The following is a 24,949-nucleotide window of genomic DNA, read 5'->3' as shown; positions in this document are numbered from 1 at the left end:
ATAATTTACGCATTGGAAACGTGACCGAGTGGCCGAAGGTGCTCCCCTGCTAAGGGAGTATGGGGTGTAGAGCCTCATCGAGGGTTCGAATCCCTCCGTTTCCGCCAAGACCAAACCCTAAGTAGTTGATCTACTTAGGGTTTTTTCTTTTGTGGTGTTTGGAATTGGGTTCAGTCGACCCAGTTTGATCGGACAAACAATCCCATCAGCCTTCTTGGGTCAAGCTGAATTATTTGTGCAACCCGCGGTGTCTGAATCGCACCATGGGTGGAACTTCAGCCAATGGGCAAGTCTGGGCTGTTCAAAGCCACTTTTGCATGAAGCTGGCCTGGCCCGCTGCCGGGTCCAGCGCATAAGGCTCAAAGCCAAATCCGAGATAACTCTTCAAGGCCCGCGCATTGCCGGTCAACACTTCCAGCGTGAGCTTGCAGCAGCCGTGTTCTTTGGCGTGTTGTTCGGCGGCTGCCAGCAAAGCCTGACCGACGCCCGCGCCCCGGTGACCCGGCAGCACGGCGATGTCGTGGATGTTCATCAAGGGTTTCGCTTTGAAGGTCGAATATCCCTCGATGCAGTTGACCAAGCCCACAGGCGCATCGTCCAGCCAGGCGATGAAGCTGGCCGCATCGGAGCGTGCGGCCAAGTCATCGCACAGCCGCGCTTTCACATCCTGCGCCAATGCTTCGCCGCCGCCCATGGGGTCTTGGGCGTAGGCGTCCAGCAGCATCACCAGCGCGTTGCGGTGGGTTGGGTTTTGGTAATCAACGGGCAGGATGTGAAGTGGCATGGTCAGGCGGTGACAGGGGTCAAGAAGGAGCGCACATTGTCCTGCATAGCGGCCATCACATGGCCCGCCAATTGATGGGCCGTGATGGCGCTCAACGTCCAGCCCAGGTGGCCGTGGCCGGTGTTGTAGAACACGTTGGCTTTTTTGCCTGCGCCGACGCGCGGCAGCATGTTGGGCATCATGGGGCGCAGGCCAGCCCAGGGCTCGGCGCGGCGCGTGTCCACCCCGGGGAAGCAGTCGTTGACCCAGTTGACCAGGGGTTTGATGCGGTCGGCGCGGATGTCCAGGTCGATGCCGTTGAACTCGGCCGTGCCCGCGACGCGGAAACGGTCTGCGCCCAGGCGGCTGGTGACCAGTTTGGTTTCGTCATCGAGCAGGCTGACCTGCGGCGCCGCGGCCTGGCTGGCGGCGTCATTCAGGCCTACGGTGATCGAGTAGCCCTTGACAGGGTAGATGTTCAGGCGGTCACCCAGCTGCGCGGCCAAGCGGCGGCCGTGCACACCGGCGCAGACCACGATGCCGTCAAAGGTCAAGGTGTCCACTTGGCCTTGGTGCTTGACCTGCACGCTGGCGATTTGGCCATCGGACTGCACGTTCAGCACTTCGTGCTCGGTGAGGAACTTCACGCCCAGGCGTTCGCAGGCTTTGGCCAGGCCGAAGGTGAATTTGTGGATGTCGCCGGTGGAGTCGCTTTCGGTGAAATAGCCACCGTAGTACTGGCCTTGCAGGGTCGGCTCGATGGCTTTCATTTCGTCGGGTGTCACGGCGCGGCGGGGCAGGCCGCCTTGGGCCAGCAGCTTGGAGACTTCGCCCGCGTGGTCAAAGCCTTTTTTGTCGCGGTAGATGTGCAAGATGCCTTCGCGCTTGTGGTCAAAGTCGATGCCCTCAGCCTTGGCCCAGGCGAAATGATGTTCGCGCGACTCGATGGCCAGCCGTGCCGTGGCGATGGTGTTGTCTTTGTATTTGGGAATGGCCGCCACAAACTCGGCCATCCAGCTGAGTTTGTGCCAGGTGGGGGCGGGGTTCATGAGCAGCGGCGCATCGCTCTTGAGCATCCACTTCAGGCCCTTGATGATCGTGGACGGGTGTGTCCAGACCTCGGCATTGGAGGCCGACAGTTGCCCGCCGTTGGCATAGGACGTTTCCATGCCGGGGTAGCGGTTTTTCTCGATCAGGGTGACCTGGATGCCCTGTTGGGCCAGGGCGTAGGCGGAGGTGACGCCGGTGATGCCGCCGCCCACAACGACCATATGTTTTTTGACCATGGGATTTTTCATAGGAGTTCTCTAGTATCAACGTCTCAAACAGGTGGACACGCTGCGCACCGAATGTGCGCGGCATGACCCCCTCTGTTTGAAACCTGAGAGATTCACCTCGTATGAGGCTTGCTCCTGCGGTGGACCCCGGTGACGAACCGGGATCGCTCTTCAGAGTTTTTGACACGGATGTGTCGACCTGCATCGGTCCTTTGGCCTGAGAGTTTCCGGGGTGGTTGCTCCTTCGGCGCTGTCTGCGGTTGACAGTCTCTCCCGATGCGGGCGATGAATATGGTGTGTGGCTCTTCCTTTGCGCTTGTATCAGGCGTAGTCGCTCAGCGGAATGCAGCTGCAAAACAGGTTGCGGTCACCGTAGACGTTGTCAACCCGGCCCACCTGGGGCCAGTACTTCACGCTGCCCGGCACGCGCTGCGCTTGGGCGGCAGCGATCTCTCGGCTGTAGGGGCGGGCCCATTCGCTGCCGAGCAGGCTGTCTGCGGTGTGCGGCGCGTGTTTCAGCGGGTTGTTGTCTTGTGGCCAGGTGCCGGCTTCGACTTGGCGGATTTCTTCGCGGATGGCGATCATCGCGTCGATGAAACGGTCGATCTCTTCGAGTGTTTCGCTTTCGGTGGGCTCCACCATCAGGGTGTTGGCCACAGGGAAGCTCAGCGTGGGTGCGTGAAAGCCATAGTCCATCAAACGTTTGGCCACGTCCTCGGCCATGACGCCGCAGCTTTCCTTGAAGTGGCGCAGGTCCAGGATGCACTCGTGGGCCACATGGCCGTTGTCGCTGGCGTACAGCGTGGGGTAGTGGGGTGCCAGGCGCTTGCTGATGTAGTTGGCCGCCAAAATGGCCGACTCGGTGGCGTGTTTCAGGCCCTCGGCGCCCATCATGCGGCAGTACATCCAGCTGATGGGCAGCACGGCGGCATTGCCCAGCGGTGCTGCGCTGACTGCCCCCACACCGTTGACCGGCACGCCGCCTGTGGCGTGGCCGGGCAGATAGGGCACCAGGTCTTCCACCACGCACACCGGGCCGACGCCGGGGCCGCCACCGCCGTGCGGAATGCAGAAGGTTTTGTGCAGGTTCAGGTGGCTCACGTCGCCGCCAAACTCGCCGGGCGCAGCCACACCCACCAGGGCGTTCATGTTGGCGCCATCCACATACACACGACCACCGTGCTGGTGCACCAGCTCGCAGAGCTGCTTGACTTGGGTCTCGAACACACCGTGTGTGCTGGGGTAGGTGATCATCACTGCGGCCAAGTTGGCGCTGTGCTGCTCGCACTTGGCCTGCAGGTCGGCCATGTCCACGTTGCCGTTTTCATCGCACTTGGTCACGACAACGGTCATGCCGACCATCTGGGCGCTGGCGGGGTTGGTGCCGTGTGCGCTGGACGGGATCAGGCAGATGTTGCGGTGGCCTTGGCCTTGGGCGCGGTGGTAGGCCTGAATGACCAAGAGACCGGCGTATTCGCCTTGCGATCCGGCATTGGGCTGCAGGCTGATGCCTTTGTAGCCGGTGGCCTGGCACAGCCAGTCGCGCAGTTGCTGGTCAAGTTGGGCGTAGCCCTTGAGTTGCTCAGTTGGAGCGAAGGGGTGGACGTCCGCGAACTCGGGCCAGGTGATGGGGATCATCTCGCTGGTCGCGTTGAGCTTCATGGTGCAGCTGCCCAGCGGGATCATGCTGCGGTCGAGCGCCAGGTCCTTGTCGGACAGCTGGCGGATGTAGCGCAACATGCCGGTCTCGGAGTGGTAGCGGTTGAACACCGGGTGCGTGAGGAAATCGCTGGTGCGGCGCAGCTCGGTTGGGATCAGCGGCTCGACGCCTTTTTCAAACGCATCGAAGCTGGGCAGAGATTGGCCCGGGGTGGCGGATTCGGCGGCGAACACTTGCCACAGGGCTTGGATGTCCTCGCGCGTGGTGGTCTCGTCCAGCGAGATCGACACGCTCTTGTCACAAGCCTTGCGCAGGTTCATGCCCGCCTGCCGGGCCCGTTCGATGAGCGAGGCCGAGGATTCGCCGATGGCGATCCACACGGTGTCAAAGGCGGTTTCTTTGCGCAGCTTGAAGCCCAGGCTCTGCAGGCCTTGCGCGAAGATCGCGGTGTAAGCCGCCACGCGACGGGCAATGCGCTTCAAGCCTTCGGGGCCGTGGTACACGGCGTACATGCTGGCGACCACGGCGGGCAAGACCTGCGCGGTGCAGATGTTGCTCGTGGCTTTTTCGCGGCGGATGTGTTGCTCGCGGGTTTGCAGTGCCAGGCGGTAGGCGGGTTTGCCATGCACGTCCACACTCACGCCGACCAAGCGGCCGGGCAGCGAGCGTTTGTAGGCGTCGCGGCAGGCCATGAAGGCGGCGTGCGGCCCGCCTGCGCCCATGGGCATGCCCAAGCGTTGCGTGGTGCCGACCACGATGTCGGCACCCATCTCGCCTGGGGCCTTGAGCAGGGTGAGCGCCAGCAGGTCAGCGGCCACGATGAGTGCGGCGGTTTGCGCGTGGCTTTGGGCGGCGTAGCCACTGAGGTCTTCGACCAGCCCGGTGCTGCAGGGGTACTGCACCAGCGCGGCAAAGTGTTCGCCGTCCAGCGCAGCGGTGAAGGCGTCAGCACTCTGGGGCACCAGCACCTCAATGCCCAGGGGTTGGGCACGCGTCTGGATCACTTCGATGGTTTGCGGGTGGCAGGCGCGCGAGACCACGAAGATCTTGCTTTTGCTTTTGACGGTGCGCATCGCCAAGGTCATGGCCTCGGCAGCGGCCGTGGCCTCGTCGAGCATGGAGGCGTTGGCGATGTCCATGGCCGTCAGGTCGGTCACCATGGTCTGGAAGTTGACCAACGCTTCCATGCGGCCTTGTGAAATCTCGGCCTGGTAGGGCGTGTAAGCGGTGTACCAAGCGGGGTTTTCCAGAATGTTGCGCAGGATCACACCCGGCGTGTGCGTGCCGTAATAGCCCTGGCCGATGAAGCTCTTGAGCAACTGGTTTTGCTGCGCCATGCTTTTGAGTTCGGCCAGTGCGGCGGCCTCGGTCACCGGGGCGGGCAAGTCCATGGCCTGGGCGCGGGCGATGCTGCGCGGCACGATGGACTCGATCAGGGCGCGGCGCGAGGCCTCGCCGATCACGCTGAGCATGTGCTGTTCGTCGGCAGCGCTGATGCCAATGTGGCGGGCGATGAATTCGGACGGGTTTTCGAGTTCGCCCAAGGGCTTGAGGGTGGACATCAGCATGTGTGGCTCCGTTTAAAACTTTCGGCAAGTGGCACGGTGTGCCATTTGCCCAAGGTTCTGGATGGGAGGGCGTGGTGTTTGTCATGCCCGACCAGATCGGGCATCCATGTCTTTCATTGGCGACCATCGTCCTTGACAAGATGAACCCCGGATCAAGTCCGGGGTGACATGAGCAGGTTCAGCCAGCAGAAAACTGCTTGTAAGCCGTCTCGTCCAGCAGGGCATCGGTTTGCGCCGGGTTGCTTAACTTGACCTTGAAGAACCAGCCTTTGCCCAGCGGGTCGGTGTTGGCGAGTGATGGGTCGCCGCGCAGTTCTTCATTCACCTCGGTGACTTCGCCGTCCACGGGCATGTAAACGTCGGCGGCGGCCTTGACCGACTCGACCACGCCAGCGACTTCTTTGGCCGCAAAAGACTTGCCGACTTCGGGCAGGTCCACAAAAACCACATCACCCAGCGCATCTTGCGCGTGGTGGGTGATGCCGACGACGGCGGTGTCACCGTCAATTTGCAACCATTCGTGGTCTTCGGTGTACTTGATCATGAGGGGGCTCCTGGTGTGTGTTTGGAAATTAAATCGGGGTCAGATCCCAATTGTTTGGCTTGAATGAGTGTGTGGATTTAATTGGGATCTGACCCCGATTAACGATTCAATGTGCCTTTAGCCGCGGAAATAGCGGTTGGGCACGAAGGGCAGGGCGCTGACTTCCATGAGCACGGCTTTGCCGCGCACCATGGCGTTCAGGCGTGTGCCTGCTGGCGCATATTCTGCCTGCACATAGGCCAGCGCCACAGGCCGATCGGCGGTGGGGGCGAGCAAGCCGCTGGTGACTTCTCCCACTTTTTGACCGGCGTCGTTGTGCAACTCGACATGCTCGCGCACCGGCACGCGCTCCAGGCCCACCAGGCCCACACGCAAGCGCTGCGCCGGGGCTGTGCCGTCGAGCTGCGCCAAAATTTTGTCGGCACCGGGAAAGCCGCCCGCCCGCGCGCCACCTGTGCGGCGCACCTTTTGCATGGCCCAGTTCAGGCCCGCTTCGACCGGGGTGGTGGTGGTGTCGATGTCGTTGCCATACAGGCACAGCCCGGCCTCCAAGCGCAGCGAGTTGCGAGCACCCAGGCCAATCGGCTTGACCTCGGGCTGGGCCAGCAGGCGGCGGGCAAAGGCCTCAGCCGCGTGGTCGGGCAGGGAAATTTCGAAACCGTCTTCGCCGGTGTAGCCGCTGCGGGTCACGTACAGGTCTGCGCCATCCACTTCAAAGGCCGCGCCGGTCATGAACACCAGTTTTTCCACACCGGGCAACAGGCGTTGCAAGGCGGTCACCGCTTGCGGGCCCTGCAGGGCCAGCAAGGCGCGGTCAAATTGCGGCGTGATGGTGCAGCGGTTGCCCATGCGCTCTTGGATATGGGCCAAATCGCCGTGTTTGCAGGCACCGTTGACGATCACAAAAATGTCGCCACCGTTGGCCACATCGCGGTTCACAAACATCAGGTCGTCGATGATGCCGCCCTCGTCATTGAGGAGCAGGCCGTAGCGCTGTTTGTTCACGCCAAGTCCCATCACATCCACCGGCATCAAGCTCTCGAAGGCGGCTGCGGCGTCCGGGCCGCTCAGGCACAACTGGCCCATGTGTGAGACGTCGAACAAGCCTGCCGCGTTGCGGGTGTGGTGGTGCTCGGCGACCAGGCCAGCGGGGTATTGCACCGGCATGCTGTAACCGGCAAAAGGCACCATGCGTGCGCCCAGCTCGGTGTGCAGCGCGTTCAAAGGGGTAGTGAGCAGGTCGGCAGCAGCGGTCACAAAAAACTCCAAGGGCAATGAAAAACCACAGCACATGCTGTGGCGCTTGCCCTCGCTGTCCGCTTTACCTGAGAGATTCGCCGGTAACCTTCAGCCCAAAAGCCAAACGTTCTGCGGGTTGCTCCTTCGGTGGATGCCGTGGCCCGATGGCCCGGCACCTCTCTCCAGTGAGGTAACGCCTTGATGAAAAGCGTTTTGTCAGTCCTTTTGCCTGAGCGTTCAGCAGTTTTTCAAACCGCCTGCGCCTTCGGCGGCCTGACTTGTTTCACAAGGGAAGACAAGTCAGGCACTCTCCTGACAGGGGTGGATTCTAGCTTTATTTGTTGTAAATCCAGTCTCGCAAGGTCAAGGATATCTCGGGCACGTAGCTGATCAGCAGCAAACAGCCCAAGATGACCCCGATGAAGGGGATCAGGTCTTTGATGATCCGGTCCAGCGAAATCCTAGCCACCGTACACGCGGCAAACAGGTTCACGCCAAAGGGCGGGGTGATCATGCCCAGGGCCAGGTTGACGATCATCACCATGCCAAAGTGGATCGGGTCGATGCCAAAGTGCATCGCCACTGGCACCAGGATCGGGGCCAACACGATGATGGCCGCGCTGGTCTCGATGAACATGCCGATGATGAACAAGGCCGCATTGATGCCCAGCAAGAAATACATGGGCGACTGCAACACCTCTTGCAGCCAGGCACCAATGGCCGCTGGCACACCGGCACGGGTGATCATGAATGCAAACAAACCGGCATTGGCGATGATGAACATGATCACCGCGCTTGAAATGACCGACTTGCGCAGGATGTTGTACATGTCCTTGAAGCCGATTTCGCGGTAGATCACGGTGCCCACAATGAAGGAGTAAAGCACCGCCACGGCCGCTGCTTCGGTGGGTGTGAAGACGCCGCCATAAATGCCGCCGAGCACAATCACCGGCATGAGCAAAGCCCAGCTGGCTTGCCAAGTGGCCTTGCCAAAGCTCAAGCGACCGTCTCCATCATTTTTGCCCCAACCCATGTACTTGGAGTAAAGCCAGACGAACAGCATCAGGGCACCGCCAATGAGCAGGCCAGGGCCGACACCCGCGACAAACAATTCACCAATCGAAACTTCGGCAGAGACGCCAAACAAGATCATGGGAATGGACGGGGGGATGATCACGCCCAGCTCGGCCGAGGTGGCTTGCAAGGCGGTAGCCCAAGGCCTGGGGTAACCGTGTTTGATCAGGGCCGGAATCAAGATGGCACCGACGGCGAAGGTGGTGGCCACCGAGGAGCCCGAGACGGCTGCAAAAATCATGCAAGTCAGCACGCAGGTCATGGGCAAGCCCCCCTGGACACCACCCACAATGCTCTTGGCAAATTCGACCAAGCGGCGAGAAATGCCGCCGGTCTCCATCAGGTTGCCCGCCAAAATAAAGAAGGGAATGGCCGCCAGGGGAAACTTGTTGATCGAGTTGAACATTTCCTTGACGGAAATGAGCATGTTGGCGTTGGCGATTTGGATGCCAACTATCGCCGACAAACCAATCGAAACTGCCACCGATACCGTCAGTGCAAAGCACAGCAGCATCGTGAAAAGCATGGCTGAACTCATTGTGCGCTCTCCAATTCCATCCGCTGGGGATCCAGCCAAAAACCAATGATGCCAATGATGCTGAACACAGCGCCCACGGGCAGTGCCAAGTAGGCCCAGAACATGGAAACACCCTCAAGACCAATCATGGACTGCACACTGCCCCGGTTGGTGTAGTCCCAGCCCCACCACAAAATGATGCCGCACAGCACCAGGGCCGAAATGGCCACCACGGCGTCCAAAACGCGCTGCATGCGGTGACCGCTCAAGCGGTACAGCAAGTCGACGCTGACCATGGAGCCGGTGCGAAAAGCGGTGGGAATGCCAAGAAACACCATCCAGATCAGGCTGAATCGGATCAACACCTCGGTCCACTCCGCCGGAGACTCGAGGATGAAGCGCGTCACAATTTGGTGAATGGCAAAAGCCGAGGCCAGTGCCATCATCGCGCAGGCGACCATCATCGAGATGGCGGTGGTCCATTGCTCAAAGCGTAAAAATAATTGTTTCATGGGGCGTTTCTCGGCCAAATTGAAAAACGCCCGCCAGCCTAAACCGGTCGGGCGTTGCCAGAGGGCTCAAATCACTTGAAGTTGCGAATGCGGTCCAGGTTGGCCTTGCCGAACTGTTTTTCAAACTCGGCCATGGCTGGACCCATGGTGGCGACAAACTTGGACTTGTCCACGTTCTCGATGATGGTCATGCCTTTTTTGCGCAGCTCGGCCACGCCATTGGCATCGTCCTTGTCTACACGGGCGCGGTTGACCTTGACGGCCTCTTTGGCGGAGTCCAAAAAGATCTTTTTATCGGCGGCACTGAGCTTGTCAAACGTGCCCTTGTTCATCAAGATCACAGCAGGCGAGTAGACATGGCCTGTCAGTGTCAGGTGCTTTTGTACCTGATCAAAGTTGGCTGCCATGATGACCGACAGGGGGTTTTCTTGACCATCCACAGTGCCTTGTTGCAAAGCGGTGAACACTTCGGCGAAAGCCATGGGTGTGGTCACGATGCCCAAGCTTTTGTAGGCGGCCACGTGAACAGAGTTTTCCATGGTACGCATCTTCAGGCCTTTGAGGTCATCTGGACTGTTAACAGCGCGTTTGCTGTTGGTCATGTGGCGCACACCGTTTTCACCCCAAGCCAGGGCTTTCATGCCCTTAGGCTCGAATGTGGCCAGCAATTCTTGTCCGATAGGACCATCCAGCACAGCGCGTGCATGGGCTTTGTCGCGGAACAGGAAAGGCACGTCCAAGATTCGTGTCTCGGGCACAAAGTTGGGCACGGGGCCCGTTGAGGTAGTAGTCAACTCTTGCGTGCCCAATTGCACCGACTCAATCGACTCACGCTCTGAGCCCAATGAGGCCGAATAGAAGTTCTGTATCTTGATGCGACCATTGGTGCGCTTTTCAACTTCTTTGGCCAAGGTGTCGATGGCTTCGCCCTGGTGGGAGTTCTGGCCGACAGAGATGCTGTTGCGCATGGTGATTTGCGCAGAGGCGGTGGTCAGGATACCCATGGCCAAACTCAGGCCCAACATCAGTTTGCTCAATTTCATTCGAAAGCTCCTCGTGGATCGATGGACAACAACAAGCTGCGAATCAACTTGTCATACAAGTTGATTATGGTGTGATCATTGGCCGTTTGGCCTAGGGTTTTCGCGGGGTTGCTGTTGCATTGGCGACGTAGCGGGGTCGAGTCGAAAAAAAGAGGCCCCGCAGGGCCTCTTGAACTGAATGCGCAGGACTTACATGCCTGTGTAGTTGGGGCCGCCGCCGCCTTCGGGAGTGACCCAGATGATGTTTTGCGTGGGGTCCTTGATGTCGCAGGTTTTGCAGTGCACGCAGTTTTGCGCGTTGATCTGCAGGCGGTCTGAGTTGTCTTCGTTTTTCACGAACTCATAAACGCCAGCAGGGCAGTAGCGACTCTCTGGGCCAGCGTATTTGGACAGGTTGATGCTGACAGGCACCGAGGCATCCTTGAGCGTCAGGTGGGCGGGCTGGTTTTCTTCGTGGTTGGTGTTGCTGATGAACACGCTGCTCAAGCGGTCGAAGGTGAGCTTGCCATCGGGCTTGGGGTAGTCGATCTTGGGGCAATCGGCCGCAGGCTTCAGATAGGTGTGGTCGGCCTTGTCGCGCCGCAGTGTCCAGGGAATGTGGCCGCGCAGCACGAACTGCTCAAAGCCATTCATGAGGGTGGCCACCGTGAGGCCCTTCTTGAACCAAGTCTTGAAGTTGCGCGATTTGTTGAGCTCGGTGTAGAGCCAGCTGGCTTCAAACGCTTCGGGGTAGGCACTCAGCTCGTCGTGCTGGCGGCCGGCCACGATGGCGTCGTAAGCGGCTTCGGCGGCCAGCATGCCGGTCTTGATGGCGGCGTGGCTGCCTTTGATGCGGCTGACGTTGAGGTAACCGGCATCACAACCGACCAGCGCACCGCCTGGGAACACGGTCTTGGGCAGACTCATCAGACCGCCAGCGGTGATGGCGCGTGCGCCGTAACCTATGCGCTTGGCGTTGACTTCGCCTTGGTCGTTGGTGAAATACCACTTGATGTTGTTGTGGGTTTTCCAGCGCTGGAATTCTTCAAACGGGCTGAGCCAGGGGTTGGCGTAGTCCAGACCCACCACGTAGCCGATGGCGATTTTGTTGTCTTCCATGTGGTACATAAAGGCGCCACCGTAGGTGTCGTTGTTCATGGGCCAGCCAGCGGTGTGCATGACAAAACCGGGGGTGTGGCGTGAGGGGTCGATTTCCCAGACTTCCTTGATGCCGATGCCGTAGGTTTGTGGATCACGGCCTTCGTCGAGCTTGTATTTGGCGATCAGCTGCTTGCCCAGGTGGCCGCGTGCGCCTTCGGCGAACACGGTGTACTTGGCGTGCAGCTCCATGCCCAGCTGGAAGTTTTCTGTGGGCTCACCATCTTTGCCGATGCCCATATTGCCGGTGGCCACGCCTTTGACCGAGCCGTCGTCGTTGTAGAGCACTTCGGCGGCGGTGAAGCCAGGAAAGATTTCCACACCCAGGTTTTCGGCCTGCTGGCCCAGCCAGCGGGTGAAATTGGACAGGCTGATGATGTAGTTGCCGTGGTTTTGTGCACACTCGGGCAAGAAAATGCCGGGGGTGCGGGTCGCGCCGGTCTCGCTCAAGAAGCTCCAGGCGTCATCGGTCACCGGTTGGTTGAGCGGGGCGCCCAGTTCTTTCCAGTTGGGCAAAAGTTCGGTCAGGGCCTTGGGGTCCATGATGGCGCCCGACAAGATGTGCGCACCGGGCTCACCGCCTTTTTCCAGGACAACGACCGACACGTCGGTGCCTTTTTCAGCGGCCAATTGCTTGAGGCGGATCGCCGTGGACAGGCCGCCGGGGCCGCCGCCAACCACGACCACGTCGTATTCCATGGATTCGCGGGGGCCGTAAGTGCTCAGGATTTCTTCGGGGCTCATGAACTTCTCTTTAAGTGCAAGGGGTCAAAACAAATGCCCACACGGGGTGGTTCAGGGAGAGTGTCGGGCGTGTGACTCATTTTATGCGGCTCTGCCCGGCTTGCCCCGCACAATGGCGTCAACCGTTTTTGCCCGCAGGGGTTCATTCTTGAAGGAGTTGTCATGGCTTATGAAATCGATTTGTCCGGCCGCGTGGCCCTGGTGACGGGCGCTTCGGGTGGTTTGGGGGCTCAATTTGCCAAAACCCTGGCCGCAGCAGGCGCGGGCGTGGTGTTGGCCAGCCGCCGTATCGAAAAGCTCAAGGACTTGCGGGCCGAGATCGAAGCCGCTGGCGGCGACGCGCATGTGGTCGAGATGGACGTGACCGACCGCCACAGCATTGCAGCGGCCGTGGCGCATGCCGAAACCGAGATGGGCAGCATCGACATTTTGGTGAACAACTCGGGCGTGAGCACCACCCAGCGCATCCAGGACGTGACGGAAGACGACTACGACTTCATCATGAACACCAACGTGCGCGGCGCGTTTTTTGTGGCGCAAGAAGTGGGCAAACGCATGCTGGCCCGAGCCAAGGGGGCGGCGCCTGGCAGCTTCACGGGCGGGCGCATCATCAACATCGCCTCGATGGCGGGCCTGAAAGTTTTGCCGCAAATTGGTGTGTACTGCATGAGCAAGGCCGCCGTGATCCAGATGACCAAGGCTTTTGCGGTGGAGTGGGGCAAGTTCGGCATCAACGTGAACGCGATTTGCCCGGGCTACATCGACACCGAAATCAACCACCACCACTGGCAGACCGAGCAGGGCCAAAAACTCATCAGCATGCTGCCGCGCAAACGTGTGGGCCAACCGCAAGATTTGGACGCTTTGCTGATGCTGCTGGCCAGCGACCAGAGCCACTTCATCAACGGCGCGGTGGTGTCAGCCGACGACGGCTTCGCGGTGTGAGGGCCAAGCCATGAAGCTGGAGCTGCCTGAGCACAAAAAGCAAGTGTTTGAGTTGGTCATCCCCATCCGATGGGGTGACATGGACGCCATGGGCCACGTCAACAACACGGTGTATTTCCGCTACATGGAGACACTGCGCATCGACTGGTTTGAGGCCATTGGTTGCCAGGTCAACCCGCAAGGCCAGGGGCCGGTCATCGTGAACGCGTTTTGCAACTTCTACAAACAGTTCGAGTTTCCGGGCGACATCCTGGCCAAGATGTTTGTCAGTGACCCCGGTCGCACCACGTTTGAAAGCTGGTGCACGCTGGAGCGCACCGACCAGCCTGGTGTGATCTTTGCCGCAGGCGGGGCCACAACGATTTGGGTGGATTTTCCGAATCAAAAAGCCGTGACTTTGCCCGACTGGGTGCGGGCTTTGGTCAGCGACTGAGCGTGGTTGCTGTTTTGTGGGAGCGCACCCCCGTGCGCGAATGCCTTAAGCCGCAGCCTGGGTCGCTGAACCCACCGCACGCCATTGGTCGGCATGGTTTTCCAGCCAATCTTTCGACAAGGTGTCGCTGCCCACTTGCATGGGGTGAAAGTCTTTGCGGGTGTATTCCCAAACGGGTTTGGCCACTCGCCAGACCATGCCGTGACGGCCAAACAAGAACTTGCTGGCCGACCACCAAGTGGAGGGCTTGAAGAGCGTCTTGTCGTGCCACAGGTTGTTGACCGTCTGGCGAAACACGTCGGTGCTGAATTGCACCGTGACGTACCAAAACCAGCGCATGCGCCAAGCGTGGTTGCCGCCCAGGCGTTGGTACAGGTCAAAGGCCACGCATTTGTGCTCGGATTCTTCGGCCGCGTGCCAACGCCACAAGGTTTTCAGGGGCTCTTGCGCCCCGGCGAACCAGTCGCCGGGCTGGTCCATGCGCTCGAGAGTCAGGTCGCCAAAAATCGAGGTGTAGTGCTCAAAAGCGGCCGTGATGGCCAATTCGTGCAAATAGCCCTTGTCGCTTTTGCTGAAAAACTCTTCACGGCCTTTTTTCAGACGGCGCTCTGCGCGGGGGCCCCAATGGTTGACCAAGCCTTGCTTTTCAAGGTGGGCGTTGTAGAGGGCGTGCAGGTGGCGGTGGGTGGCTTCTTGCCCAATAAAACCTTTCGCGACACTTTTCAGGTCAGCGTTTTCTGGCGTGTCGGGCAAGGCTTTGGCACCGTTCTTGACCGCGTCGATGAAGGATTGTTCGCCCACCGGAAAGCTCATGGACAAGGCGTTGGCATAAGCCGTCATGAAGGCGTCGCCACCGTTCCAGTGGCGAGAAAACCCTTGGCTCAGGTCCACGCTCAAGCGACGAACGGTCAATTCAGTGGGGGAGTTTGCGTGTGTGCTCATGGGAGTGCCTTGCGTGATCGATCAGAATATGAGCATTGTTCAGGTTTTGCAAAGACCTTGCAACTCGCGATCTGCTCACATTTTTTGAAGGGCTTTTTCATGGCTTCAGCCAAAACCGCCAAAGCGACCCCGTCTGCCAAAGCCCCGTCCAGCCTGCGTCGCCAGCCATCGCAGGCCAGATCGCAGCAAACCATGCAAACCTTGTTCAAAGCCGCTGCTCAGATTTTGGACAAGGACGGTGAGGGCGGTTTGACCACGAACAAAGTGGCCGCCGCCGCCGGATTTTCGATTGGCACGCTGTACCAATACTTCCCCAGCAAAGAGGCCTTGATGCGGGCCATGGCCGCAAGGGGGCAAGATTTGGTGCTGCAAGCGCTTGAGCGCTATTTGAGTGAACTGGAAAACCAGCACGATGTGCAGCAAGTTGATGGCCGTGAACTTCTGGGCAAAGCCATCCGCATTTTGATTCGCGGTTTTGCCACCGGGGAGGGCCTCAGTCAGAGCCTGATTCGGACGTGCTGGACGCTGGAGCAGCCTGAGGAGACCGCCAGCGCCGTCAGGCAGGTGTCGGAGCGCTTGGCCATTTTTTTCGAGCGCATCCAGCATCCCGCCTTGCATTCACCGAGCTCGGCGCAATGGTTTGTGCTGACCCGTTCGGTGATTGGCACCTTGCGCAGTGCCAGCCTGGAAAAATCACCCCTGTTGGGCAGCCCGGCATTTGAGGCTGCTTTGCTGCAAATGGCTTGGGCCGTGCTGGCCCGGGACACCAGCCGATCTGTTTGAACCGGGCCTTGCGCTGGCCGCGCATCAATCACCTTGCACGATGCCTTCACGTCGGGGGTCGGCCCCACCAAACCACCCTTTGGGGGTGCGTTCAATGGCTTGCAAGCCGCTGGTCATCTCCATTTCGCGCACCTCGTGGCCACGCGCCTTGAGGGCTTCGATGGTGCTGCGCTCAAAGCGTTGGGCTTCCAGCAAAGTGGGGCCGCCCAGCGAGCCGAAGTTGGGCAGGTCAATCGCTTGCTGCGCGTTCAGGCCCCAGTGCAGCGTGCCCGTGAGCAGCTTGGCGGTGTAGTGGATGATGGCCGCGCCCCCGGGGCTGCCGCCGCTCATGAGCAGTTGGCCTGTGGCCTTGTCGAACACCAGGGTGGGCGACATGGACGAGCGAGGGCGTTTGCCGGGCTCGACCCGGTTGGCGATGGGGCGGCCCTGCGCGTCGGCAGGGACCAGGCTGAAATCGGTCAACTCGTTGTTGAGCAAAAAGCCACCAGGGCGAGTGGGGTCGGTGGTGACCATGCGGCGCGAGCCAAAAGCGGCTTCGATGGTGGTGGTCATGGCCACGGCGCGGCCTTGGGCATCGACCACGCTGATGTGGCTGGTGCCGTACTCGGTTTGTGTGGGCATGGGGGCGAAGCTGGTGGTTTGGCCTCCGGGCTGGCCTGCGGGGGCCGCTTTCATGGCCTGTGCACCGATGAGCTGACTGCGTTTTTGCAGATAGTCGGGGGCCAGCATGCTGCGCCAGTCACCAGCGGGTGCGCTCACAAAATCCGGGTCGGCCACGTACTGCGCCCGGTCGGCAAAAGCCAGGCGCGAGGCTTCGGTGTAGCGGTGCAGCCAGTCGGGCGAGGGCAGGCCGCCTGCCAGCTCGGGGCCTTGGGATTGGGTGTGGCCCAGCATGCCCAAAATTTGGCCTATGGCGATCTGTCCTGAAGACGGTGGCGGAAAGCCGCAAATGCGGTAAGCCCGCGATGCGGCCGTGTGGTCAAAACACAGGGCCTCGCGCATGCGGGGCTGGTAGCTGGCCAGGTCTTGCAGGCTGAGGGTGCCGGGGCGTGGTGCTTGTGCGGTGCGCGCCACCATGGCTGCCGCCACCGGCCCTTCGTGCAGGGCGCGGCTGCCCGCTTGGGCGATCGCGCGCAGCACATGGGCGTATTCGGGGTTGCGCAGCACATGGCCCACGGGCCAGGCCTGGCCATCGGCTTGGTAGAAAAAGCGCAGGGCCAGGGGATCTTTTTTGAGCAGTGCGTCGGCGTTCAGCAAGGCGTGCAAACGGGGGCTGACCCGAAAGCCTTGCTCGGCCAGCGTGATGGCAGGTGCCAACAACTGCGCCCAAGGCAGGCGGCCGTGTTGGCGGTGCGCCACCTCCAGCATGCGCACCGCGCCGGGCACGCCCACCGAATGGCCGCTTTGCACGGCATCCGCGAACGGCAGCGGTTGGCCTTGGTCCATGAACATCTCTGCGCGGGCACCAGCCGGAGCGGTTTCGCGCCCGTCGTGCGCGGTGACTTTTTGGCCATCAAAGTGCAGCAAAAACGCGCCGCCGCCAATGCCACTCGACTGCGGCTCCACCAGGCCCAGCACCATCTGCACGGCAATGGCCGCATCCAGCGCCGAGCCGCCTGCGCGCAGCACCTGGTGCCCCGCATCGGTGGCCAGCGGGTTGGCTGCAGCCACGGCCTGGCGCGTGTAGGCCCAGCCGGGTTTGGCCGTGTTGCCACTGGCCGCCTCGGGCTGGATGGCAAGATCTGGCACGCTGTAGCGCAGGGCATTGGCGGGTGGCTGGGTGGTGCAGGCGCTCAAAAGCGCCATGACCGTCAGGCTTAATGGCAAGTTGATTTTCATGGATCCTCCGTGGGGAGATGATGACAGCGATCCTTGTCTTAATTTGCACCTGTTCGGGTATTCACGCAGACCTGATCGGAGTTGTAGCCCCGAAAAAAAACAGGCCCCGCAGGGCCTGTCAACAGTCCACCTGAGCGCAACAGCTCACTTCGGAGCCAAGCGGATCGCGCCATCCAGACGGATCACTTCGCCGTTGAGCATGTCGTTTTCGATGATGTGTTTGGCCAATTTGGCGTAGTCCTGCGGGGTGCCCAGTCGGCTGGGGAAGGGCACACCAGCGGCCAGGGCGTCTTGCACTTCTTGCGGCATGCCAAACAGCATGGGGGTGCCGAAGATGCCGGGGGCAATCGTCATGTTGCGGATGCCGTTGCGGGCCAGGTCACGGGCAATGGGCAGTGTCATGCCGACCACGCCGCCTTTGGACGCGGCATAAGCCGCTTGGCCGATCTGGCCGTCATAGGCGGCCACGCTGGCGGTGCTGATCAGCACGCCGCGCTCGCCTGTGGCTTCGGGCTCGTTTTTGCACATGGCTTCAGACGCCAGGCGAATCATGTTGAAGGTGCCCACCAGGTTGACCATGATGGTCTTGGTGTAGACGGCCAGGCTGTGTGCGCCGTTTTTGCCCACGGTTTTTTCGGCCGGGGCGATGCCTGCGCAGTTGATGAGGCCCATGAGTTTGCCCATGGACACGGCCTGTGCCACCACGGCTTGACCGTCTGCCTCGTTGCTCACGTCGCACTTGACGAAAGCGCCCCCCAGTTCTTTGGCAATCGCTTCGCCCTTTTCAGCCTGCATGTCGGCGATCACCACCTTGCCGCCGTTGGCCGCCAGCATGCGCGCTGTGCCTTCGCCCAGACCCGATGCGCCGCCAGTGACGATGAAAACCTTGCCTTGAATGTCCATGTTTCGCTCCTGAATTTGATTGACGTTACGTCAACGTCAATTATGCCCTTTGGTCACGGGCGAGCGAAGGGCAGCCCGTCATAAAAAGAGGCCCAGCAAATCGGCCATCCCTGTGCCCCATCGAGTGCACTTACCGCAAACACGGTAGGTCCGTACCGGTTTGGTCGGATGTGCAAACAGCGCCAGTTTTTTTAGCATGGACAAGGTCACGGGTGCATGACCCGGTTGGCATCATGACAGGAGAACCGCATGGCTTCAGAACTCTCGTGGGACAGGAATGAAACGGTTTTGGAGCGCACCGACGACAACTGGCGTCAGGCGTGTGCCTTGTTGGCCACGGCCGATATCCGTGTCGGGGGCGGCCGACCTTGGGACATGCGGGTGCATCACCCGGCCACGTTTGACCGCATCCTGACGCGGGGCAGTCTGGGCTTGGGGGAAAGTTATATGGACGGCTGGTGGGACTGCGACGAGGTGGACGAGTTGATCACCCGGATTTTGCGGGCGCGGCTGGACGAGCAGGTGGGTCGGGCCGGGTGGCTGTGGGCATCGCTCAAGGCGCGGCTGACCAATTTGCAGTCGCCACACCGGGCTTGGCAGGTGGGGGAGGTGCATTACGACTTGGGCAACGATTTGTACGAGGCCATGCTGGACCCTTCCATGGCCTACAGCTGCGGCTATTGGCCGGTGGCCCAAACCTTGGCTCAGGCGCAAGAGGCCAAGTTGGACCTGATTTGCCAAAAGCTGCAGCTGCGACCGGGCATGACGCTGCTGGACATCGGTTGCGGCTGGGGCAGTTTGATGCTGTTTGCGGCCCGGCATTACCGGGTGCAGTGCGTGGGGCTGACGGTGTCCAAAGCGCAAGCCCGGCTGGGCGCAGAAAAGTCGCGGGATTTGCCCATCCGTTTTGAGTTGACCGATTACCGGCAGTTCAACCTGAAGGGTGAGCAGCGCTTTGACCGCATCGCCTCGGTGGGCATGTTCGAGCATGTGGGGCACAAAAACTACCGCGCTTACTTTGACATGGCCCGGCGTTGCTTGCGTGACGACGGCTTGTTTTTGCTGCAAACCATCGGCAAAAACAGGGCGGGGTCGGGGATTGACCCCTGGGTTGAAAAATACATTTTTCCCAATGGAGCGTTGCCCTCTGCCTCTGAAATCGCGTTCTACAGCGAAGATGATTTCGTCATGGAAGACTGGCACAACTTGGGCGAGGACTACGACAAGACCCTGATGGCCTGGCATGAGCGCTTTGAGGCGGCATGGCCTGCGCTGAAAGACCGCTATGGCGAGCGCTTTTACCGCATGTGGCGCTATTACCTGCTGTGCTGTGCGGGCACTTTCAGGGCGCGTGACAACCAGCTGTGGCAGGTGGTGCTGTCGCCCAGCGGCCACGCGGGGGGCTACCGCAGGCCGCTGGTGTGAGGGGATGGCGGCGCAGTCACTGACGAAAATCCAATCAGCCGCACAAAGCCGTGTTTCAATGCGCTGTTTCCATTTTTCGCTTGATGCGCAGCCCCCCATGTCCAGCCCTTCGTCTGCTCCGTCGTCCTTTTCCGTGCCCCAAGTCTGGCCCTTGTCGGCCCGGTGGTTTCTGGCCCTGGGGGCGATCAGTGCCTGCACCAGCGTGGTGTTCAGCGCCGCCTTTGCGCATTTGCCGGTCTTTGCCGCAGGCGTGCCCACGGCGGTGCAAACCGCTTTGAGCCAGCAGCAATTTCATTCGCTGGGTTTGTTGTTCACGGGGCTGGCGCTGCGGGTTTGCAGGCCTTCGCGTTGGCTGCAGGCGGCGGGCTGGCTCATGCTGATCGGTTTGCTTTTGTTCAGTTTCAACCTTTATGCCAGGCATGTGTGGGCTTGGGATACTTTGCGGTCCATGGTGCCATGGGGCGGCGCGGCGTGGATATTCGCTTGGCTGGCTTTGGCCCTGGGTTTGGTGCAGGGGTTTGGAAGAGTAAATCGACGGGCTTGAGTTGAAAGCTTTTTCCTATGAGGTCGATAGAAACTACTCATGAGTAGAAACCCTAGGTTGTTTTATGATTGCGACCAATGAGTTTTCTCATTCGATAGTTTTTATTAACCACCACAAGGAAATGACCATGTCCTCTTTGATCAATACCCAAGTTCAGCCTTTCAAGACCCAGGCCTTTCACAACGGCAAGTTCGTGCAAGTGTCCAACGAAACCCTCAAGGGCGAGTGGTCTGTGCTGATTTTCATGCCCGCAGCCTTCACCTTCAACTGCCCCACCGAAATCGAAGACGCCGCTGACAACTACGCCGAGTTCCAGAAAGCCGGTGCCGAGGTCTACATCGTGACCACCGACACCCACTTCTCGCACAAAGTCTGGCACGAGACTTCGCCTGCCGTGGGCAAGGCCAAGTTCCCCTTGGTTGGCGACCCTACACACACCCTGACACGCGCATTTGGCGTGCACATTGAAGAAGAAGGCTTGGCACTGCGCGGCACCTTCATCATCAACCCCGAAGGCATGATCAAGACCGCCGAAGTGCACTCCAACGAGATCGCCCGCGACGTGTCCGAGACCCTGCGCAAGCTCAAAGCCGCTCAGTACACCGCCGCCAACCCCGGCCAAGTGTGCCCCGCCAAGTGGAAAGAAGGCGCCAAGACTTTGGCTCCTTCCATCGACCTGGTCGGCAAGATCTAAATCTTGACGTCTGCGCCCTGTATTGCAGGGCGTTGAGTACAGCACAACAGGGCCACAAGCCCGATGTGTGCTGTCCTCAGCGATTTCCCCCAACCCCCTCTGTTCGAGGCCCCGCCACAAGCGTGGGCCTGGGACGAATGCAGCCTGAAACCGGAGAACACCATGCTCGACGACACCCTCAAAGCCCAATTGCAGCAATACCTGGCCCTGTTGCGCCATCCGATTCGCCTGATCGCCTCGCTCGACGACAGCGAGACGGGCGTGGAGATGAAGCAACTGTTGGAAACCATCGTGGGTCTGTCTGACAAAGTCTCACTGGACACCTCTGGCCACGACGCTCGCAAGCCATCTTTTGTGGTGGCGCGTGAAGGTCAAAGCACCGGCGTGCGCTTTGCCGGTTTGCCTCTGGGCCACGAATTCACATCGCTGGTGTTGGCCTTGCTCTGGACCGGTGGGCACCCACCCAAGGTCGAGGCCGACGTCATTGACAGCATCAAAGCGCTGGAAGGCAACTTCAATTTCGAGGTCTACATGTCGCTCAGCTGCCACAACTGCCCCGACGTGGTGCAGGCGCTGTCGCTCATGGCCATCGTGAACCCGAATGTGAAGACCGTGGTCATCGAAGGCGGTGCCTTCCAAGCCGAAGTCGAAGCACGCCAGATCATGGCCGTGCCCATGGTGTTCTTGAACGGTCAGGTGTTCGGCTCGGGCCGCATGTCGGTGGAAGAAATCGTCGCCAAGCTCGACACCAACGCCGGTGAGCGCGACGCCGCCAAGCTCAGCGCCAAAGACCCGTTTGACGTGTTGATCGTGGGCGGTGGCCCCGCCGGTGCGGCCGCTGCTGTGTACGCGGCCCGCAAAGGCATCCGTGTGGGTGTGGCTGCCGAGCGTTTTGGCGGCCAGACCAACGACACCATGGCCATCGAGAACTACATCTCGGTTCTGGAAACTGACGGCCCCAAGTTTGCAGCGGCTCTGGAAGCGCAGGTGCGCCACTACGAAGTGGACATCATGAACTTGCAGCGTGCCGACAAAATCATTCCCGCCAGCCAGCCCGGCGGCCTGATCGAAGTGCAGATGGCCAATGGCGCCAGCTTGAAAGCCCGCTCGGTGATCTTGTCCACCGGTGCCCGCTGGCGCAATGTGAACGTGCCCGGGGAGCAAGAGTACAAAAACAAAGGCGTGGCCTACTGCCCGCACTGCGACGGCCCCTTGTTCAAGGGCAAGCGCACGGCGGTGATTGGCGGCGGCAACTCCGGCATCGAAGCGGCGATTGACCTGGCCGGCATCGTGGCCCACGTCACGGTGTTTGAATTTGCCGACCAGCTCAAGGCCGACGCGGTCTTGGTGAGCAAGCTCAAGAGCCTGCCCAACGTCACGGTGCACACCAACGCCCAGACCACCGAAATCACCGGCGCGGACGGCAAGGTCAACGGCATTCGTTACAAAGACCGCATCACGGGTGATGACCACTGGGTGGAGCTGGAAGGCGTGTTCGTGCAAATTGGCCTGGTGCCCAACACCGAATTCCTCAAAGGCACTCTGGAGCTGAGCAAGTTCGGCGAGATCGTGGTGGACGCCAAAGGCCACACCAATGTGTCCGGCGTGTTTGCAGCCGGTGACTGCACCACCGTGCCTTACAAGCAGATTGTCATTGCCGCAGGCGAGGGCGCCAAAGCCGCCTTGAGCGCTTTTGACCACCTGATCCGCATGCCTGCTTTGCCGGTGACTGACGCCACAACCCCCGCACAAGCCGAAGCCGTTTAAGCTGGCGGTTTTTTTTAACCTCACCAGGAGACCTGTGATGACGTGTTTTGTGATCGACCCCACCGCCAAAACCATCACCCCCGTCCCTTGGGACGGCGGGCTGGAGGCGATCCGTCAGCTGATCGGTTTTGAAACCATCGACAGCGACGAGATCGATGCGAATGGGGACCGTTTGTTTTTCGACGAAAAATGCTTCATTCGCCAGACCCCGGGCGTGGGCCGTTTTCAGCTCGACAGCCTGGCCCCGGTGGCGGGGGTGGGTGTGGTGGTGGGGGCTGGGGTGTCTGCCCCGCAAGTGACGCTGCAGGCCTTGCAGAGGCGGGTCAAATTTTTGTGAATGGCTACGGCTGCCAGCGGGGCTTTCACGCTAGGTCTTGAGAACTTCACGCCCGGCATGCTTGCCGGGTTTTTATTTGGTCAAGATCAATTTGCCTTGCCGCGTGGTTTGCAGGCGATAGATTTCGCCCAAGTGGCGAATGAGCACCAGGGCCTGCTCGCCCAAGAGGTCATGGCTGTCCAGGGTGCGCGTACGGGATGACTGGCTTGCGCTGCGGGTGTCAGTCGGCACCGACCTGGGCGTTCCTGGCGTGATGGTCGATTTGGCGGGGTCTGTCAGCGCAGTCTCAGGCGGTTTCAAGGTCATGGTTTTTGGCCCTCGGTCACAAAACCTATTTTGGCCAGCCCCGCACGCTGCGCAGCGCTCATGGCCTGGGCCACATGTTCATAAGCGACTTTTTTATCGCCCCGGATGTAGAGCTGGGGTTGCGGGTCTTTGGTGGCGTGTTCGCGCAGCGCATCCTCCAGCGCGTCAGCCGCTACAGGCTTTTGGCCTAAAAAGAACTGGCCCTGGCTGTCCACGGCCAGTTGCAAGTTCTCGGGCGGTGTTTTGTCTTGGCTGCTGGGGGTGCGGGGCAGTTCCACCTTCACGGCGTGTTGCACCACGGGGATGGTGATGATGAAGATGATGAGCAGCACCAGCATGACGTCCACCAGGGGCGTCATGTTGATTTCATTCATCACGTCATCGTTGTTGTCGTTGATTTCAAAGGACATGCGGGTTTCCTGGTGGGCGGGTCAGCTGCTCAGTGGCCAACATGCGCTGCAGCAAGGTGGGAAGGGAGATTGGCTTGCGCCGACGGGCTCACGCGGGCACCGGTCACGTAATAGGCGTGCAGGTCATGTGCAAAACGGTTCATGCGGGCGATGATGAATTTGTTGCCACGCACCAGGGCGTTGTAGCCCAGCACCGCTGGAATGGCCACGGCCAGGCCCAGCGCGGTCATGATCAGGGTTTCGCCAATCGGGCCGGCTACCGCGTCGATGCTGGCGTTGCCGGTGGCGCCGATGGCTACCAGCGCGTGGTAGATGCCCCAGACGGTGCCAAACAAACCCACGAACGGGGCGGTGGAGCCAATCGACGCCAGGATGGCCAGGCCGTTTTGCAGGCGGCTGGTGTGGTCGTCAATGCAGTTGCGCAGGCTGCGCGTGACCCAGTCGCTCACGTCCAGACGGTCATGCAACTGTTTTTGTGCCGCCTGGTGGTGTTCTGTGGCCTCTTGTCCCACTTGGGCCAGCGTGTGGAACATGTTGTCAGGGCGGTGGCTGAGCACGGCCAAGCCTTCGGCCAGACTGGTGGAGTGCCAGAACTGTTCGCTGCTCAAGGCGCTTTGTTTGTGTTTCCACACGTCCAGCGCCTTGAGCACGATGACGACCCAGCTGGTGACCGACATGCCGATCAGGGCGATGAGGATCAGACGGGTGACGGCGTCCCCTTGGGTCCAGATGTGTGTGAGGCCAAATGATTCGGGCATGAAAAAACTCCTGTGAATGGGATCGGGCAAAAAAATGGTGGGCAGTTGGGCCGGTGGGGCAGATCAGTCCAGCACAAAGCGGATGGGCACGTTGAACCACATGGCCTCGGGCGCGCCGTTGCGTTGGCCGGGCACAAAGCGCCAACGCTGCACGGTGGAAAGGGCGGTCTCGTCCAGGCGCAAGTAACCGCTGGAAGTTCGGATTTCGGCCTTTTCGGCGCGGCCCTCGGGCGTGATCAAAACGCGAATGATGACGGTGCCTTGCTCGCCCAAGCGTTTGCTCTGGCGCGGGTAGGGTGGGGCCGGGTTGTTCAGGTAGTCGGCGCTGGTGGACGGCAGCACCACGGCTGCCGCTGTGGCGTTGTTGGCAGGGCGCTGGTTGCCAGCTTGCGGTGCGGCTGGTGTGGCCGGGGCAGGCGCAGGGCTTGGCACCATGGGCGCGGCATCGCTGGGGGCTGTGGGTGACAGCACAGGCGTGGGTTGCACGGGAGGGCTGACGGGCTTGGCCTGAGGCTGCCGCTCGGGTTGGGGTTTTGTTTTGGCCTGTATTTGGGGTCTCGCCGGTTCAGGCTTGGGTGCGGCCGGAGCTGGGGCATCCATGACCACGCTGGCCATGATCACCTTGTCGGGTGCGCCTGCGGGGACCACGCGGGTCCATAAACCGCTGCCGAGCAAGTAAGCCACGCCAACGTGGCCCAGCATCACCGCACCGGTCACGCGCCAGGTACGGCTTGGATGCGTGCGGTTGGGTCGATGCATCGGTTCTTCTAAATGGGCTGCTTGCA

General features: G+C 60.6%; 24 protein-coding genes, 1 tRNA gene and 4 riboswitches. Of the genes, 9 read left to right on the top strand and 16 right to left on the bottom strand.

Going from position 1 to position 24,949, the window contains the following annotated elements:
• The first annotated feature begins 14 nt into the window (after positions 1-14).
• Positions 15-107, top strand: a tRNA-Ser gene (locus tag AMM41_RS16760).
• A 194-nt stretch (positions 108-301) separates the two neighbouring features.
• Here AMM41_RS16760 and AMM41_RS16755 read toward each other — a convergent pair.
• The 9 genes from AMM41_RS16755 to AMM41_RS16715 form a co-directional block, all read right to left on the bottom strand.
• Positions 302-784, bottom strand: a complete 483-nt coding sequence (locus AMM41_RS16755; protein ID WP_089961706.1) for a GNAT family N-acetyltransferase — start codon at positions 782-784, stop codon at positions 302-304.
• Between the two features lie 2 nt (positions 785-786).
• Entirely contained in the window at positions 787-2,049 is a 1,263-nt protein-coding gene (locus tag AMM41_RS16750; protein ID WP_089961849.1) for a D-amino acid dehydrogenase, read from the bottom strand.
• A 74-nt stretch (positions 2,050-2,123) separates the two neighbouring features.
• Positions 2,124-2,225: riboswitch (glycine riboswitch) on the bottom strand.
• Positions 2,226-2,235: 10 nt separating this feature from the next.
• A riboswitch (glycine riboswitch) is annotated at positions 2,236-2,326 on the bottom strand.
• 35 nt (positions 2,327-2,361) lie between these two features.
• The gene (gene gcvP, locus AMM41_RS16745) at positions 2,362-5,268 is read right to left on the bottom strand and encodes an aminomethyl-transferring glycine dehydrogenase (protein ID WP_089961703.1); all 2,907 of its coding nucleotides are present in this window, start codon (positions 5,266-5,268) and stop codon (positions 2,362-2,364) included.
• Positions 5,269-5,446: 178 nt separating this feature from the next.
• Complete coding sequence (gene gcvH / locus AMM41_RS16740) at positions 5,447-5,812, bottom strand: glycine cleavage system protein GcvH (RefSeq protein ID WP_089961700.1); 366 nt, start codon at positions 5,810-5,812, stop codon at positions 5,447-5,449.
• A gap of 117 nt (positions 5,813-5,929) precedes the next feature.
• Positions 5,930-7,069 carry a glycine cleavage system aminomethyltransferase GcvT gene (gene gcvT, locus AMM41_RS16735; protein ID WP_089961845.1) on the bottom strand — a complete coding sequence of 380 codons (1,140 nt, stop codon included), beginning with the start codon at positions 7,067-7,069 and terminating at the stop codon, positions 5,930-5,932.
• 45 nt (positions 7,070-7,114) lie between these two features.
• Positions 7,115-7,247: riboswitch (glycine riboswitch) on the bottom strand.
• Between the two features lie 11 nt (positions 7,248-7,258).
• Positions 7,259-7,376, bottom strand: a riboswitch (glycine riboswitch).
• A gap of 9 nt (positions 7,377-7,385) precedes the next feature.
• Entirely contained in the window at positions 7,386-8,663 is a 1,278-nt protein-coding gene (locus AMM41_RS16730; protein ID WP_089961697.1) for a TRAP transporter large permease, read from the bottom strand.
• Positions 8,660-9,154, bottom strand: a complete 495-nt coding sequence (locus tag AMM41_RS16725) for a TRAP transporter small permease (RefSeq protein ID WP_089961694.1) — start codon at positions 9,152-9,154, stop codon at positions 8,660-8,662. Before AMM41_RS16725 ends, AMM41_RS16730 begins: the two co-directional genes overlap by 4 nt.
• 71 nt (positions 9,155-9,225) lie before the next feature.
• Entirely contained in the window at positions 9,226-10,197 is a 972-nt protein-coding gene (locus AMM41_RS16720; protein WP_089961689.1) for a TRAP transporter substrate-binding protein, read from the bottom strand.
• Between the two features lie 189 nt (positions 10,198-10,386).
• Positions 10,387-12,078: an electron transfer flavoprotein-ubiquinone oxidoreductase gene (locus AMM41_RS16715; RefSeq protein ID WP_089961684.1), complete on the bottom strand. Its 1,692-nt coding sequence runs from the start codon at positions 12,076-12,078 to the stop codon at positions 10,387-10,389.
• Positions 12,079-12,240: 162 nt separating this feature from the next.
• Between AMM41_RS16715 and AMM41_RS16710 the strand changes: the two genes are divergently transcribed.
• Positions 12,241-13,023, top strand: a complete 783-nt coding sequence (locus AMM41_RS16710) for an SDR family oxidoreductase (protein WP_089961680.1) — start codon at positions 12,241-12,243, stop codon at positions 13,021-13,023.
• Between the two features lie 10 nt (positions 13,024-13,033).
• Positions 13,034-13,456, top strand: coding sequence for an acyl-CoA thioesterase (locus tag AMM41_RS16705; protein ID WP_089961676.1), 423 nt, complete (start codon positions 13,034-13,036; stop codon positions 13,454-13,456).
• A gap of 45 nt (positions 13,457-13,501) precedes the next feature.
• On the opposite strand, the gene AMM41_RS16700 is transcribed toward AMM41_RS16705, so the two are convergent.
• Positions 13,502-14,398: a metal-dependent hydrolase gene (locus AMM41_RS16700; protein WP_089961671.1), complete on the bottom strand. Its 897-nt coding sequence runs from the start codon at positions 14,396-14,398 to the stop codon at positions 13,502-13,504.
• 99 nt (positions 14,399-14,497) lie between these two features.
• Between AMM41_RS16700 and AMM41_RS16695 the strand changes: the two genes are divergently transcribed.
• Positions 14,498-15,181, top strand: a complete 684-nt coding sequence (locus AMM41_RS16695) for a TetR/AcrR family transcriptional regulator (protein WP_228769327.1) — start codon at positions 14,498-14,500, stop codon at positions 15,179-15,181.
• A gap of 24 nt (positions 15,182-15,205) precedes the next feature.
• Here the strand turns inward: AMM41_RS16695 and AMM41_RS16690 are convergent, their stop codons facing one another.
• Both AMM41_RS16690 and AMM41_RS16685 read right to left on the bottom strand, forming a co-directional pair.
• Positions 15,206-17,020 (bottom strand): gamma-glutamyltransferase family protein, encoded by a 1,815-nt coding sequence (locus AMM41_RS16690; RefSeq protein ID WP_089961662.1) that lies wholly within the window; start codon positions 17,018-17,020, stop codon positions 15,206-15,208.
• Between the two features lie 144 nt (positions 17,021-17,164).
• Positions 17,165-17,923, bottom strand: coding sequence for a 3-hydroxyacyl-CoA dehydrogenase (locus tag AMM41_RS16685; RefSeq protein ID WP_089961658.1), 759 nt, complete (start codon positions 17,921-17,923; stop codon positions 17,165-17,167).
• Positions 17,924-18,172: 249 nt separating this feature from the next.
• Between AMM41_RS16685 and cfa the strand changes: the two genes are divergently transcribed.
• The 5 genes from cfa (at position 18,173) to AMM41_RS16660 (ending at position 22,690) form a co-directional block, all read left to right on the top strand.
• Positions 18,173-19,348 (top strand): cyclopropane fatty acyl phospholipid synthase, encoded by a 1,176-nt coding sequence (gene cfa, locus AMM41_RS16680; protein ID WP_089961654.1) that lies wholly within the window; start codon positions 18,173-18,175, stop codon positions 19,346-19,348.
• 97 nt (positions 19,349-19,445) lie between these two features.
• Positions 19,446-19,892, top strand: coding sequence for a DUF423 domain-containing protein (locus AMM41_RS16675; RefSeq protein WP_194944834.1), 447 nt, complete (start codon positions 19,446-19,448; stop codon positions 19,890-19,892).
• A gap of 127 nt (positions 19,893-20,019) precedes the next feature.
• A complete protein-coding gene (gene ahpC, locus AMM41_RS16670; RefSeq protein WP_089961842.1) occupies positions 20,020-20,586 on the top strand; it encodes an alkyl hydroperoxide reductase subunit C in 567 nt (188 codons plus the stop codon).
• A gap of 162 nt (positions 20,587-20,748) precedes the next feature.
• A complete protein-coding gene (gene ahpF / locus AMM41_RS16665; protein ID WP_089961840.1) occupies positions 20,749-22,353 on the top strand; it encodes an alkyl hydroperoxide reductase subunit F in 1,605 nt (534 codons plus the stop codon).
• Between the two features lie 37 nt (positions 22,354-22,390).
• Complete coding sequence (locus AMM41_RS16660) at positions 22,391-22,690, top strand: hypothetical protein (protein ID WP_089961644.1); 300 nt, start codon at positions 22,391-22,393, stop codon at positions 22,688-22,690.
• Positions 22,691-22,762: 72 nt separating this feature from the next.
• Here the strand turns inward: AMM41_RS16660 and hemP are convergent, their stop codons facing one another.
• From hemP to AMM41_RS16640, 4 genes are all read right to left on the bottom strand, one after another.
• Positions 22,763-22,996, bottom strand: a complete 234-nt coding sequence (gene hemP, locus AMM41_RS16655; RefSeq protein ID WP_089961639.1) for a hemin uptake protein HemP — start codon at positions 22,994-22,996, stop codon at positions 22,763-22,765.
• Positions 22,993-23,406 carry an ExbD/TolR family protein gene (locus tag AMM41_RS16650; RefSeq protein ID WP_089961635.1) on the bottom strand — a complete coding sequence of 138 codons (414 nt, stop codon included), beginning with the start codon at positions 23,404-23,406 and terminating at the stop codon, positions 22,993-22,995. The genes hemP and AMM41_RS16650 overlap by 4 nt, the downstream gene beginning before the upstream one ends.
• Positions 23,407-23,435: 29 nt before the next feature.
• On the bottom strand, positions 23,436-24,164 hold the full coding sequence (locus tag AMM41_RS16645) for a MotA/TolQ/ExbB proton channel family protein (RefSeq protein ID WP_089961631.1): 729 nt from the start codon (positions 24,162-24,164) through the stop codon (positions 23,436-23,438).
• A gap of 63 nt (positions 24,165-24,227) precedes the next feature.
• Positions 24,228-24,923, bottom strand: coding sequence for an energy transducer TonB (locus AMM41_RS16640; RefSeq protein WP_089961838.1), 696 nt, complete (start codon positions 24,921-24,923; stop codon positions 24,228-24,230).
• Positions 24,924-24,949: the final 26 nt, after the last annotated feature.

The organism is Limnohabitans sp. 2KL-3 (assembly GCF_001269405.1).
Lineage (GTDB): Bacteria > Pseudomonadota > Gammaproteobacteria > Burkholderiales > Burkholderiaceae_C > Limnohabitans_A.
The sequence above is the reverse complement of the archived record's forward strand: the minus strand, read 5'-3'. Positions and strand labels throughout refer to the sequence as shown.